Annotated in this window: 11 protein-coding genes; 7 read left to right on the forward strand and 4 right to left on the reverse strand. The window is 71.1% G+C overall.

From position 1 onward, the window contains the following. The first annotated feature begins 149 nt into the window (after window positions 1–149). Entirely contained in the window at window positions 150–1,106 is a 957-nt protein-coding gene (locus tag VMS22_13450; GenBank protein HXJ35032.1) for a PHB depolymerase family esterase, read from the forward strand. 3 nt (window positions 1,107–1,109) lie between these two features. Here the strand turns inward: VMS22_13450 and VMS22_13455 are convergent, their stop codons facing one another. Then, window positions 1,110–2,276 carry a glycosyltransferase gene (locus VMS22_13455; GenBank protein HXJ35033.1) on the reverse strand — a complete coding sequence of 389 codons (1,167 nt, stop codon included), beginning with the start codon at window positions 2,274–2,276 and terminating at the stop codon, window positions 1,110–1,112. Between the two features lie 26 nt (window positions 2,277–2,302). Here VMS22_13455 and VMS22_13460 point away from each other — a divergent pair, with 26 nt between their 5' ends. Then, window positions 2,303–3,421 (forward strand): zinc-binding dehydrogenase, encoded by a 1,119-nt coding sequence (locus VMS22_13460; GenBank protein HXJ35034.1) that lies wholly within the window; start codon window positions 2,303–2,305, stop codon window positions 3,419–3,421. A gap of 2 nt (window positions 3,422–3,423) precedes the next feature. Here the strand turns inward: VMS22_13460 and VMS22_13465 are convergent, their stop codons facing one another. Further along, on the reverse strand, window positions 3,424–4,824 hold the full coding sequence (locus VMS22_13465; protein HXJ35035.1) for an amidohydrolase family protein: 1,401 nt from the start codon (window positions 4,822–4,824) through the stop codon (window positions 3,424–3,426). Between the two features lie 106 nt (window positions 4,825–4,930). Here VMS22_13465 and VMS22_13470 point away from each other — a divergent pair, with 106 nt between their 5' ends. Further along, window positions 4,931–5,812: a 5'-3' exonuclease gene (locus VMS22_13470; protein ID HXJ35036.1), complete on the forward strand. Its 882-nt coding sequence runs from the start codon at window positions 4,931–4,933 to the stop codon at window positions 5,810–5,812. Between the two features lie 66 nt (window positions 5,813–5,878). Here VMS22_13470 and VMS22_13475 read toward each other — a convergent pair whose 3' ends face one another. Further along, window positions 5,879–6,832 (reverse strand): ChuX/HutX family heme-like substrate-binding protein, encoded by a 954-nt coding sequence (locus VMS22_13475; GenBank protein HXJ35037.1) that lies wholly within the window; start codon window positions 6,830–6,832, stop codon window positions 5,879–5,881. Between the two features lie 146 nt (window positions 6,833–6,978). Next, window positions 6,979–7,782 carry a hydrogen peroxide-dependent heme synthase gene (hemQ, locus tag VMS22_13480; protein HXJ35038.1) on the reverse strand — a complete coding sequence of 268 codons (804 nt, stop codon included), beginning with the start codon at window positions 7,780–7,782 and terminating at the stop codon, window positions 6,979–6,981. A gap of 87 nt (window positions 7,783–7,869) precedes the next feature. Here hemQ and rnhA point away from each other — a divergent pair, with 87 nt between their 5' ends. The 4 genes from rnhA to typA all read left to right on the forward strand — a co-directional run bounded on the left by rnhA (window position 7,870) and on the right by typA (window position 12,922). Further along, window positions 7,870–8,307, forward strand: coding sequence for a ribonuclease HI (rnhA, locus tag VMS22_13485; GenBank protein ID HXJ35039.1), 438 nt, complete (start codon window positions 7,870–7,872; stop codon window positions 8,305–8,307). Next, a complete protein-coding gene (locus tag VMS22_13490) occupies window positions 8,307–9,068 on the forward strand; it encodes a lysophospholipid acyltransferase family protein (protein HXJ35040.1) in 762 nt (253 codons plus the stop codon). Before rnhA ends, VMS22_13490 begins: the two co-directional genes overlap by 1 nt. A 107-nt stretch (window positions 9,069–9,175) precedes the next feature. Beyond that, a complete protein-coding gene (locus VMS22_13495) occupies window positions 9,176–11,011 on the forward strand; it encodes a GAF domain-containing sensor histidine kinase (GenBank protein ID HXJ35041.1) in 1,836 nt (611 codons plus the stop codon). A 54-nt stretch (window positions 11,012–11,065) separates the two neighbouring features. Next, window positions 11,066–12,922: a translational GTPase TypA gene (typA, locus tag VMS22_13500; GenBank protein ID HXJ35042.1), complete on the forward strand. Its 1,857-nt coding sequence runs from the start codon at window positions 11,066–11,068 to the stop codon at window positions 12,920–12,922. The last annotated feature ends 239 nt before the right edge of the window (window positions 12,923–13,161 follow it).

A 13,161-nucleotide genomic window follows, 5' to 3' on the forward strand; every position in this document is an offset into this window, starting at 1 on the left:
ATAATCGCTCGGCGCTGCACCCCCCGGGCACCCGCCCCGCCGAGTCGAACTCACGATCCGCACGGCCGCTGCGTCGTGTGCCTCGCCATAGACTTGTTGGTACGGTGGCCGGCGTGCGCGCCGGGTGGGCGATTGGCGTAGTGTCGGTCGTGGGACTCGCGTTTGTGCTGGTTGGTGGCGACCTCGTTCGTGCGCCGGATGCGCCGGGCGTCACGCTGGGCGCGGGGGATCACGAGATCGTGCTCGAGCATCAGGGACGGCGGCGCTCGTATCTCGTCCACGTTCCGCCGGCGGCCTCGGGCGGCGCGCCCCTTCCCGTGGTGCTCGACTTCCACGGCGCGTGGCGCTCGGGCGCGGGACAGCGTGCGTGGTCGCGCTTCGATCGCCTCGCCGATCGCGAAGGCTTCCTCGCCGTCGAGCCGCAGGGGACGGGCCCGCTTCCGGGCATCGGGCGAACGTGGAACGCCTCCGGCTGCTGCGGCTGGGCGCGCACACACGAGGTGGACGACGTCGGCTTCGTGGTGGCGCTCCTCGAGGATCTCGCGCGGCGCATTCCGGTCGATCACACCCGCGTCTACGCGACCGGCCTCTCGAACGGCGGCATGATGGCGCATCGCCTCGCGGCCGATGCGCCCGAGCGCTTCGCCGCGGTCGCGTCGGTCGCTGGACCGTTCATGGAGACGGGCTTCGCGTCCGACCGCCCCACGCCCGTCATGCACGTCCACAGCCGTAGCGACGAGCGCGTGCCGTTCGGGGGCGGCGCGGGATCGAGCTTCCCGCCGCTCGGCAACGAACCGTACCCGCCCGTCGCTGCGACGATCCGCACCTGGACCGACCACGACGGCTGCCCACGGACGCCGAGCGAGGACCCGCCGCGCGAGGATGCGAGCCACCACACGGCCGTCCGCACGACGTACGGCCCGTGCCGAGACGGCACGGAGGTCGTGCTGTGGACGCTCACCGGACCCGGGCACGTGTGGCCCGGCGCAGAGGACACCTGGCGGAGCCTGCTGCTCGGCCCCGCGACCAGCGTGATCGACGCGTCGGAGGAGATGTGGCGCTTCTTCCGCCGCTTCAGCCGTCCCGACGCCCCGCCGCTCGCGTGAGCTTCAGGCTCGCGACCGCTCGGGCGCCGCGGGCCGCGCCGCGCGCTCGGCGACGGCGAGCGAGATGCGGACGACGTCGCGCGCCGCGTGCGGGCGCGCGAGCCGCCCGACCGCCTCGCGCATGCGGGCGAGCCGGGGGGCGTCGTCGAGCAGGCGGTCCAGCTTGTAGGCGAGCACCGGCAGGTTGTTGCAGCGGATCGCGGCGCCCTCTTCGAGCAGGTGGTCGGAGTTCCGCTCCTCCTGGCCGGGGATCGGATTCACGATCAGGATGATGAGGCCCTTCGCCAGCGCTTCCGACGTCGTCAGACCGCCGGGCTTCCCGACCAGCACGTCGGAGGCCGACATGTACGCGTCCATCTCGGTCGTGTAGCCGATCGGATGGAGCAGGCCCGGCCGGCAGCGCGGATCGGCGGCGAGCCCCTCCATGCGCGCCTTCAGCTCGGCGTTGCGACCGCAGATGGCGACGATCTGCGCCGGATGCTCGAGCCCGAAGAGCGTCGTCACGATGTGCTCGATCGGTCCCACACCGAAGCCGCCGGCCGACAGCAGGATCGTCGTCTTGTTCGTCGCGAGGTCGAGCTTCTTCCGCATCGCGGCCTTGTCCTTCGCCTCGGCGAACAGCGGATCGATCGGGATGCCGGTCGTCGACACCTTCTCGGCCGGGATGCCGAGCCGGATCATGTGCTCGCGCGTCTCGTCCAGCGCGACGAAGTAGTGCTCGTAGTGGTGGCAGAGCCACATGGCGTGCACGTCGAAGTCGGTGACGACGATCGTCTGCGGACAGGCCAGACGGTGCTTCGCCTTCATCCACGACACCATCTCGGCGGGCAGGAAGTGCGTGCAGACGATGAGGTCGGGCTGCTCGCGCTCCAGCATGCGGACGAACGGGCGGGTGTTGAGCTTGTCCCACGCGAGCCGCCGCCGCTCCTTCTCCCACGGGCTGTCGAGGGCGTCGTAGAGCCAGCCGAGAACCTCGGGCGCCCGGTCGACCATCTCGATGTAGGTCTTCGAGTAGAGCGTGCGGAAGACCTTGTTCGTGAACTCGAGCGCGTCGACGTGGTGGATCTCCTTCACGGCGCCCGACCGCTGGAAGGCCCGCTCGAGCGCCTGCGCGGCGCGCACGTGGCCGGCGCCGGCCGAGGCGGAGAGGATGAGGACCTTGTTCGCCATCGCGGTCTCCGTGTAGCACGAGGGGGATGCCCCGCACGACGCGCGCGATCGTCCAGACCGGGCCGCGCCAGCTCGAGCTGCGCGAGCTGCCGCTACCGGAGATCGACGACGAGAGCGCGCTCCTGCGCATCGAGGCGTGCGGCATCTGCGGGAGCGACGCCGAGCAGTACACGGGCACGATCCCCGTGCAGTATCCGGTCGTCCCCGGCCACGAGCCGCTCGGCGTGATCGAGCGCATCGGCGACCGCGCGGCCAAGCGCTGGGGCGTCGACGTCGGCGATCGCGTCGCGGTCGAGACCCCGATCCCGTGCGGGCGCTGCCGCGCGTGCGTCGCGGGGCGCTACAATCTCTGTCGCGGTCGCGGCGGCATGTTCGCGCATGGCTACGTGCCGGTGACGCACCCGCCCGGCGTGTGGGGCGCGTACGCGGACTTCATGTACCTGGATCCGTTCTCGCTGGTGCACGAGATGCGGAAGGATCTCCCCGCCTCGACCGCGGTCATGTTCAACCCGCTCGGCGCGGGATTCCGCTGGGCGGTCGAGCTGCCCGACACGGGCCCCGGCGACACGGTCCTCGTGCTCGGCCCCGGCCAGCGCGGTCTCGCGAGCGTCGTCGCGGCGCGCGCGGCGGGCGCCGACGCCATCATCGTGACGGGGCTCACGCGCGACGCCGCGAAGCTCGCCCTCGCGCGCGAGCTCGGCGCCGACCACGTGATCGACGTCGAGTGCGAGGACGCGAACCGCCGCGTGAAGGAGCTGACGGGCGGACGCGGCGCCGACGTGGTCGTCGAGGTGTCGGCCAACTCGCCGGTGCCGGTGGCGGAAGCGCTCCACTACGCCGCCTTCGGCGGCCGCATCGTGCTCGCCGGCGTGAAGGGCTTCAAGGCCGTCCCGGACTTCGTGAGCGATCTCATCGTCGTGAAGGAGCTGCGCCTCATGGGCGCCTTCGGCGTGATGTCGTCGGGCTACGAGGCGGCGATCCGGCTGATCGAGGCCGGCCGCATCCCGGTCGAGAAGATGCACACGCACGACTTCGCACTCGAGGAGGCCGAGCACGCGATCCGTCTCCTCGCGGGGGAGATCCCGGGCGAGCAGAGCATTCATTCGTGCCTGCTGCCCGATCGCCGCGCGAGCGCGGCGGCGTAGGTCTACCCGCGCGCCGCCTGCTCGCGGCGCCAGAAGGCGAGGAACTCGCGGCGCGTCCGTGGCCCGTAGGTCCGGAACGTGCGGCCGGCGCGGTGACCGCCCTGCTCGGCCTGCACCTGCGCCAGACGATCGGCCGCGAGCGTGCAGCGTCGCTCGCGCGGGTCGACGCCGTAGAGCTTCGCCGCGTTGAGACCGAGGATGCGGCGTTTCACCTTCTCCGTCAGCTGCGGGTAGCCGTACTTCTCGCGCAGATCGCCCGGGATCTGCATCGTCTTGAAGGCGTCGATCAGGAACTGCGGCGAGCCCCACCAGATGGCATCGGTGCCCCACAGGATGTTGCGCGGCCCGAGGATCTTCAGCAACCGGCCGATGAAGTGCGCGGCGCCGTCCGGACCGCCGAAGAGGAGCGTGATGGCGAACGAGCTGCCGATCTCGGCGTAGACGCGGCGGCGCTCCTTCTTCGACATCTGCGCCAGGATCGAGAGGAACTCGCTGTTCTCGGCGGCGGTCTGGAAGTACCCGGAGTGATAGGCGCAGAACTTCATGTCGGGGAACTGCCGTACGGCGCCGGGGATATCGGTCGTCCGCACGTACTCTTCGCTGTGCTGCACGAGCTGGTTCGGCAGGCCCTTGTGCACGTTCACGAGGCGGATGCCGTGGCGGCGCGCCTCGTCGATCATGCGGGAGCCGACGTCCGAGTCGAGCCACCAGGCGCCGCTGTACGTGTAGCACTTGAGCGCCTTGCCACCGAGCTCCTTCACCTGCCGCTCGATGTTCGCGATCGACGTGGGCGCGCTCGCGGGGAACGTGGGATCGCAGACGACCTGCGACAGCGCCCGCTCGGAGCCCGCGAGCCCGTTCACGAAGTCGCGCGTCGCGGCCATGCCGTCGGGCCCGAGCAGGATGCCGGCGGGAACGCCGCTGATCACGCCGACGTCGGTCTCGCTGTCGACGAAGAGCTCCTTCACGAAGTTGAGCTGCCCCAGGTGCTGCGCCCGCTCGGCGCACGAGAGCTGCGTCTCGAGGAAGCGCAGGCCGCACCACTGCTCGGGGTTCGGGAGGTTCAGGTCGACGTGATGCGTCTGCACGTCCATCACGAAGTACTTCCGGTCGAGGAGCTCTCGTCCCGCCGCGGGATCGTCACAGTGCTCGCGACGGACGGGCAGGACGGCGGCGTCGCCCCAGGTGTCGCGGCCCCAGACCTCGGAGAGGACCATGAACGCCGTCGCCGTCCCCGCCGCCGTACGCAGGAACCGTGCGCGGGTCATGCCGAGACGCCTGGCGCGCCGCGCCGTCTCCTCGACGATGCGCCGCGCGGCGAGCCGCTGGATCTCGGTGATCGGGAGCGGGCACCATTCGCCGTTCGACACGGGCGCGACCGGAAACGGCAGCAGCGGCTCCATTGCATCGCCTCCTGACGACTTGCTAGCACGAGGCCCGACGCCGGCGCGACGCTTCCGGGCCCAGCCGGTCCGTGCGGCGTGCGGCCGGTCGATTCAATCCGCCAAGATGCGCCTCCTGATCGACTACTCGAGCCTGCTCTACCGCGCCTATCACTCGCTCCCGGAGAGCCTGCCGATGCAGGGCGTGCACGGCTTCCTCAACATGCTGGCGCGCCTGATCACGGATCAGCGACCGGACGAGCTCGCGATCTGCGTCGACGACGACTGGCGCCCGGCCTTCCGCGTCGACGCCCTGCCGTCGTACAAGGCGCACCGGGTCGCGGACGAGGAAGGCGAGGAAGATCCCGTCGGTCCGCAGGAGGAGCTGGGACGCGAAGTGCTCGACGCGCTCGGCTTCGCGGTCGTCGGGGCGGAGGGCTTCGAGGCCGAGGACGTGATCGCGACGCTCGCGGCACGGCCGAAGGCCCCCGTCGCCATCGTCTCCGGCGACCGCGACTGCTTCGCGCTCGTGCGCGACCCGGATGTCGTCGTGCTCTACCCGCTGCGCGGTGTGACGACGCTCGCCCGGGTCGACGAGGCCGAGATCACCAGGCGCTACGGCATACCCGGCCGCGCCTACCTCGAGTTCGCGCTCCTGCGCGGCGATCCGTCGGACGGCCTGCCGGGCGTGGCCGGGATCGGCGAGAAGACGGCCGCCGCGCTGGTGCAGCGCTACGGCTCGCTCGACGCGATCCTGCTGGCGACCGATCTCGCCCCGGCCGTCGCCCGGCGCATCGACGCGGGTCGCGAGTACCTCGCGGCGGCCCGGCGTGTCGTACCGCCGGTCGCCGACGTCGACCTGCCGCGGCGGTCGCTCGTGCTGCCGCGCGCGCCGGCGCATCCACGCCGGCTGGAGCGACTGGCCACCGAGCACCAGCTCGCCGGGCCGATCGAGCGCGTGCGTCGCGCGCTCGCTGACGCGGGACACCCGGGACAAAAGAAGGGCTGAACCGCCGCGGAAACCTCACCGCGCGTCCCACGCGTGCCGCGCCGGCTTCAGCCGGCCGCGGCATGCCTAGGCGGCGGTCGCCAGGCCGTCCAGCGCTTCACGCCAGGCGAGCGGCTCGGGCTGACCCGGCCAGCGGGCGCCGGAGAGGCTCACGATGCTCGCCGCGCGGGCATCGAGCAGCTCGAGCGAGAGCGTGGGACCATCGAGCGACGGCGTGCGCACCACCCAGGCCTCGACGATGCGATCGGTGCGCACCTGGATGCGAACCCGCGGGGCCCGCAGCCGGCAGACGTCTCCGACGACGTCGGCCTCGTGCAGCAGCCCCGAGTAGCGCTGCACCACGCCCAGGCTGCGGACCGCGATCGACACCGGCACGGCATCGCCGAAGACGACCTCGAGCACCGCGGACAGCGCCGTGCGGCCGACGGGCCGGGCCGAATCGACGCGCCGGAGCGACAGCCCCGCGTCGCACGCCGCCCGCCGGGCGAGCAGGCTCGGCCGGGCGATCTCCTGGCCCTGCGACTGGTCGAAGCAGGCGAAGAGATCGATCAGGCGCCCGAGCTGCGTCTGGCTCGTGTCGGCGCCGGCGAAGATCTCGTGCACTGGATCGCCGCGATCGTCGAAGAACCGCAAGCTGCGGTGCAGGCCCTGCGTGTCGACGTCGTCGAGGGCATAGCCGTACCGCCATTGATCGAGAAGAAAACGGGCGCCGATCTCCCCGACGGCGCCCGCACAGCCCGCGTCGGGTGCGGGATAGATGCCGAGCGTTTCGATGGACGCGTGCGCGTTCCGCGTGACGGCGCGCACGGTGCCGAGCGACGGCAGCGATCGCACGAGATCGCCGTACGGTCCAACCAGGCGGAGGATGCCGTCGCCGCACAGCGAAGCGACGAGCTCGGCCTCGCTCACGTCGAGCCGGGTCGCGACCTCGGTGATGGTGAGGCGTGGATCGGAAGCCCGCAGCGCGCGCCAGCGCGCCGTGAGCTCGTGGGGCGGCACCAGCGGGAGAAGGCCATCCATCATCGCGAGCGCCGAGAGAGCAATCGGGGAGCCAAGGCCCACCGGCGCGAAAAACCCGCGCGGAATCTAGGCGAAGGCGCCTTCGGAGTGCGCGTGTGGCACGCTGCCCGGGCGCCCGCACGCCCGCCGTGGCACAACTGTGCGCTTCAGCTCGTCCCGCCCAGCGCCTTCGCGAGGTCGGCGGGCGCACAGCGGATGCCCACGTAGAAGGGGCCGAAGAGCGCGAACCGCGAGCTCGCCGGATCGAAGCGCATCTCGTAGATCAGCTTCTTGAACACGACGGGATCGTCCGCGAAGAGCGACACGCCCCACTCCCAGTCGTCGAGCCCGACCGAGCCCTGGATGATCTGCAGCACCTGCCCGGCGTACTTGCGTCCGATCTCACCGTGCCCGCGCATGAACCCGGCGCGCTCCGCTCCGGGGAGATCGTACCAGTTCACCTGCTCCCCGCGCCGCTTCGACATCGGATAGAAGCAGAGGTAGCGGCGCGGCGGCACCTCGGGGAACAGGCGCGGGCGGGCCATCTTCTCCATCTCGGCCTTGACGGCCTCGTCGAAGCCGGCGCTCCCCGGCTCGAGGCCCCGCTTCTTCACGACGGCGGTGGCGTGCCCCATGAGCTCGTACGTGCCGAGCTCGATGACCGCCAGGTACGAATAGGTGGGGACGAGGAACCCCCGCAGGCGCGTGCGCGCCCACCCGAGCTCGGCCTCGCGCAGGGCATCCACCGTGCGGCGGAAGTGTAGCAGGCACAGATCGCCCTTCTGGGAGATCAACGCGTAGCTCGCCGTGTGGCCCTCGCCCCCCGACGCGAGGCGCTCGAGCACGCCGCCTGCCTCCTCGAGCACGCTCGCCCGCTCGGCCGCGGTGAGGGCGTTCCACCGTCCCCAGTCGACGGCGAACATCTCGTGCAGCGTGTACCACCCCTCGAGCGTGACCGGTGCGTCGGCCATGCATCGACCATAGCGCGAGCCCGGGCCCGGCGCGAGCTACGACGACCGTGACAAGCGCGGCCGCCTCGGCTACGAGAGCGGCGCTCGATGCGGCGAGTGACGGTCTACACGGACGGTGCGTGCCTCGGGAACCCGGGTCCCGGCGGTTGGGCCGCGCTCATCGTCGAGGGCGACACGCGCCGCGAGCTCTCGGGCTACGAGCCCGCGACCACGAACAACCGTATGGAGCTCCGCGCGGCGGTCGAGGGCCTGCGCGCGCTCGGCGAGCCGGCCGAGGTCGATCTCCACACCGACTCGCAATACCTGCGCAACGGCATGGCCGAGTGGATCGTGCGCTGGAAGCGCAACGGCTGGCGAACCGCCGACAAGAAGGCCGTGAAGAACACCGACCTCTGGCAGGAGCTGGACGCGCTCGCGCAACGTCACGCGGTCCGCTGGCACTGGCTCCGGGGTCACGCGGGACACCCCGAGAACGAGCGCTGCGACCTCCTCGCCAACGAAGCGATCCGCCGCGCGCGAGCCTGATGTCGCCGGCGCACGCCTTCCTCTCGTGGCTGACGACGATCGTGTTCCTGCCCGTGTTCGGCGCCGTCATGGTCGTCTTCGACGTGGCGCAGCGGGTCGCGTACCTGTTCGGCACGCGGCCGCAGGAGTACGTCGCGGGCGCCGTCCAATGGGTGCTCGTGCGGACGTTCGGCATCTGCGGCACACGGCTCGCCGTCGAGCGCTCGCCGGAGGTCGCGCGCTGGACGCCGTACATCATCGTGTCGAACCACCAGAGCATGTTCGACATCGCCATCCTGGGCTCGCTCTTCTTCTCGAACTTCCCGAAGTACATCTCGAAGCGGTCGCTCGGGCACTGGATCCCGACGGTCTCGTTCAACCTGCGGGTCGGCGGCCACGTCCTGATCGATCGCGGCGATGCGCCGACGGCGGTGGCGGGGATTCGCGAGCTGGGACGACGCGTGGCCGCCGGAGCATGCTCGGCGATGATCTTCCCGGAAGGCACACGAGCCCGCCACGGCTCGCTCGGGCCGTTCAAGCCGGCCGGGACGATGGCGCTGCTCGAGGAGGCACCGCAGACGCCGATCGTCCCGGTGGCGATCGACCAGTCCTGGAAGCTCCTGCGTCACAACTACCTTCCGGTGCCGTTCGGGACGCGCGTGCGCGTCCACATCGGCGCGCCGATCGACCGGGCGCCCGGCGAGAATCGCGCCGCGCTCCTGGAGCGCGCCCGCACCGAGATCGCCGACAGCCTCGCCCGCTGGCGCGCCGCCGAGCGCTGATCGCGCGGGCCGCCCACCCCGCGTGGCACCCGCCTTGCTCTACGGTGGGGGCGCTGGGTGGTCCCAAGGGGTCAACGCTCGCCCGTTCGAACACGAGTGACGCATCCGTGACACCGTTCGTCAACGCTTCGTCGGTGCTTCCAGAACGGGACGGCTACGCCGCCGATCCGGCGCTGCAGGCCGCCTACGAAGCCGACCTCCGGGCGGTGACGCTCCGGCGGCTCCGGGGCGCGTGCGCGTGCGCGCTGATCCCTATCGGGATCTCGGCCGCGCTGAACCCTCTCGTCTTCTCGACCCGCGTCGAGGAGCGGCTCGTGACGCACGCCGTGCAGGCGGGCATCTGCTTGCTGACGCTGGTGGGTTGCGCGCTGAAAACGACCCAGCGCCGCGCCGACGTGCTGGCCGCGCTCATGCTCTGCGCCATCAACACCTCGCTCTTCTGGTCCCTCTCGCTGTCGGCCGACGACATGGACGTGCTCGTCTCGATCGTGAGCGGCGCGATGGTGTTGAGCCCGATGGTGTTCCCGTGGAGCGCCCGCACCCAGGCGGCCGTTTCGCTCTACAGTGCGGCCGGCTACCTGGCGGTGCTGCCGCTTCCCATCTTCGCGACGACGCGTGTCTACAACGTCGGCCTCAGCCTCACCTTCGCCGTGACCGCGTCGATCACCGGCGCCTTCGTGCTCGATCGCCACCGGCGCGCCGTCTTCTACGAGCGCGAGCGCGTGGCTTCGCTCGCCCACCAGCGCGAGCTGCTGATCGACGCGGGCCGGCTGCTGAACAGCACCCTCGCACTGCCCGAGCTGGTCGCGCTCGTGACCGACCTCTGCCAGCGTCTGACCGGCGCCGACGCCGTCGCCCTGTGCCTTTTGGACGCCGAGCCACTCACCTTTCGCGTCGTCGCAACCGTGTCGAGCGCGATGACGGCCGGCGGTCTCGACGGCCATGCCCGGGTCGACGGCGTCGACGAGGTGTTCTGCGACATGCTCGCACGCAACGGCGCGATCGCCGGCCCATCCCCCACGGTCGTGCTCCCGACCGTCGCGGGCGTGAGCGATCAGCCGCACACGCTCTTCGTGGCGGTGCAGCGCGAGCAGGCGCTCCTCGGCATGCTCGTCTTCGGCTTCGCGAGCGGGGACGCGAGCACCGGCCACGCCCGTCTGCAGATCGCCCGCGGCGTCGCGCAGATGGCCGCCGTCGCCCTCACGAACGCCCGGCTCTACGACGAGCTCGAGACGGCGAGCCGCCTGCGCTCGGAATTCGTGTCGACGATCTCCCACGAGCTGCGCACGCCGCTCAACGTCATGCTCGGCTACCTCGAGATGGTCCGCGACCCCGACCTGCCCACCGAGGAGAAGCAGCAGCTCTTCGATCGCACGCAACAGAACGGCTTCCAGCTCCTGGAGCTGATCGAATCGACGCTCGAGATCGGACGCATCGACGCCGGACGCGACGAGGTCCGCTACGAGAACGTCCACTTCACCGTCTTCTGGCGGGAGCTCGGGCGTGACTGTGCCCACCTCCGCAAGCCCGAGTCGGTCGCCCTCGAGTGGGAGTCGCCGGTTCCCGACGTCGTCATCCGCACCGATCCGCGCAAGCTCACCATCATCGTGCGAAACCTCGTCGGCAACGCTCTCAAGTTCACCGAGCGCGGCCACGTCCGCGCCGAGACGACGATCGACCGCGGCGCCCTCTCGATCGTGATCCAGGACACCGGCGTCGGGATCCGGCCTGAGGATCAGGAGGCGATCTTCGAGAAGTTCCGCCAGGCCGACGGCTCCGAGACGCGCCGCTACGGCGGCTCCGGTCTCGGCCTCTATCTCGTCCGCCGCTTCGCCCAACAGCTCGGCGGCAGCGTCGTCGTCTCCAGCGTCGCGGGCCAGGGCTCGACCTTCACGGTGCGCCTCCCGCTGAGCGGCGCCTCCGCCGTCCCGCGCGCGGCCTGAAACGCGCGCGGCCGGTTGACGCGTCCGCGCGGGCCGGCCAGAGTGGGCGGCTTCATGTCGGAGCGCCGGACCGACGTCCGCAACATCGCCATCATCGCCCACGTCGACCACGGGAAGACGACCCTCGTCGACGGCATGTTGCACCAGAGCGGCGTCTTCCGCGCCAACGAGCAGGTCGCCGAGCGGGTGATGGACTCGAACGTGCTCGAGCGCGAGCGCGGTATCACGATCCTCGCCAAGAACACGAGCGTGGTGTGGAACGGCGTGCGCATCAACATCGTCGACACGCCGGGGCACGCCGACTTCGGCGGCGAGGTCGAGCGCACCCTGGCGATGGTCGACGGCGTCCTGCTCCTGGTCGACGCGTCGGAGGGCCCCCTGCCCCAGACGCGCTTCGTGCTCGGCAAGGCGCTCGAGCTCGGCCTCGAGCCGGTGGTCGTCCTCAACAAGATCGACCGCGCCGACGCGCGGCCCGCCGAGGTTCTCGACGAGATCTACGGCCTCTTCATCGACCTCGGGGCGACCGAGGAGCAGCTCGGCTTCCCCATCGTGTACGCCGTCGCCAAGGCGGGGACGGCGACGGGCGATCTCGCCAAGCCCGGGACGGATCTCCGGCCCCTGTTCGAGACGATCCTCGACACCCTGCCCGGCCCGATCCAGGCGCCGAACGAGCCGACGCAGTTCCAGGCGAACAACCTCGCCTACGACGACTACGTCGGCCGCCTCGCGATCGGCCGCGTGCGCGCGGGATCGCTGGTCGCGGGCGGGCAGTACACCCTGTGCCGGCCGAGCGGCGCGCAGGTGCCCTGTAAGATCACGCGGCTCTACGGTTGGAAGGGGTTGAAGCGCGTCGAGGTGGAGCGCGCCGAGTCGGGCGACATCGTGTGCATCGCGGGGATCGACGACATCGCGATCGGCGACACGGTGGCCGATCGCGAGCAGCCGCGCGCACTGCCGCCGATCCGCGTCGACGAGCCCACCATTGCGATGTTCTTCGGCGCCAACACGAGCCCGTGGGCCGGCCGCGAGGGCACCCGCGTCACGTCGCGCCAGGTGCGCGAGCGTCTCGCGCAGGAGTCGTTGCGCAACGTCAGCATCCGCGTCGAGGAGACCGACTCGACCGACACGTTCCGTGTCGTGGGGCGCGGTGAGCTGCAGCTCGCCGTCCTCATCGAGACGATGCGACGCGAGGGCTTCGAGCTGCAGGTCTCGAAGCCGACCGTGGTCGTGCGCGAGCGGGACGGAGTCGTCGAGGAGCCGGTCGAGCTGCTGGTCGTCGACACGCCCGAGGACTACGTCGGCGTCGTCACGCAGCTCCTCGGCGTCCGCCGCGGCGTCATGGCGAAGATGGACCACACCGGCGGCGGGCGCGTCCGGATCGAGTTCCGCGTTCCGTCGCGCGGGCTCATCGGCTTCCGCTCGCACTTCCTCACCGAGACCCGCGGCACGGCCACCATGAACACACTGTTCGACGGCTGGGCGCCGTGGCACGGCGCCATCCCGGCGCGCACGAACGGCGCGATGGTCTCCGACCGTGAGGGCATTGCAACGCCCTACGCGCTCTTCCACCTCCAGGAGCGCGGCGTCCTCTTCGTCCCCTCGGGCACGCCCGTCTACGAGGGCATGGTCGTGGGCGAGTACTCGCGCGACGTCGACCTCGAGGTGAACGTCTGCCGCGAGAAGAAGCTCACCAACATGCGCGCCTCCGGCCACGACGAAGCCGTCCGCCTGGTTCCGCATCGCGCCATGGGTCTCGAGGAGGGCCTCGCCTGGATCGACGACGACGAGCTCGTCGAGGTGACGCCGGAGACCGTGCGCCTGCGCAAACGCGAGCTGCGGAGCGCGTTCCGGCCGCGCGGTATGAGATCGAACCGGCCGCAGGGTCCGCCGCCCGTCGTCGCGGCGCGGTAGGGTTGGCGGTAGTGGCGGTCTTGGGTCCGCGAGGTCGGGAGGCAAGGCTTCGGCTTCGGCTCCGCCGCGCGACAACACACACGTAGCGCCGCGGCCCCACATTTCGTCGCGCCGCTTCGCAGGCGCCTCCACCTTGCCCCCCGACCTCGCGACTCCACGTCGCGCATGCCGATTCGCCACAACGCCACGACGCCGGCGACGCCCCTGCGACCGTGTCTTTCCCTTTTTTCCACCACGCG

It is taken from the genome of Candidatus Eisenbacteria bacterium (genome assembly GCA_035577985.1).
In the GTDB taxonomy this organism is placed as follows: Bacteria; Desulfobacterota; Binatia; order DP-6; family DP-6; genus DATJZY01.